The following is a 394-nucleotide window of genomic DNA, read 5'->3' on the forward strand; positions in this document are numbered from 1 at the left end:
AGCCCGGGATCCGCTCCATCTCGGCGACGATCTGCTCGGCGACGTCCGTCGCGGCGCCGAGCAGGATCCGGCCGTCGGCGTTGCGGAGTACGGAGATGCCGTGGAGGATGTTCCGCTCGCTCTGCTCGCCGAAGCCCTTCAGGTCGCGCAGCCGCTCCTCGCGGATGGCCTCCTCCAGCTGTTCGACGGAGGAGACGCCCAGCTCCTCGTACAGGACGTGGGCCTTGCGGGGGCCGAGTCCGGGGATCGCGGTCAGGGCCCGCACCCCCGCCGGGACGGCGGCCCGCCGCGCCTCGATGTCCGGAACGTGCCCGGTGCTCAGGTAGGCGACGACCTTCTCGGCGATCGACCTGCCCACGTTCGGGATCTCCCGCAGGCCCTTGGCGTCGAGCCC

Annotated in this window: 1 protein-coding gene; it reads right to left on the minus strand. The window is 72.3% G+C overall.

Annotation, left to right across the window (positions count from 1 at the left end):
- On the minus strand, positions 1-394 hold a 394-nt coding region (locus G3I78_RS50355), incomplete at both ends, for a helix-hairpin-helix domain-containing protein (protein WP_239158507.1).

Origin of the sequence: Streptomyces sp. SID13726, assembly GCF_010548375.1 — a bacterium.
Taxonomy (GTDB): domain Bacteria; phylum Actinomycetota; class Actinomycetes; order Streptomycetales; family Streptomycetaceae; genus Streptomyces.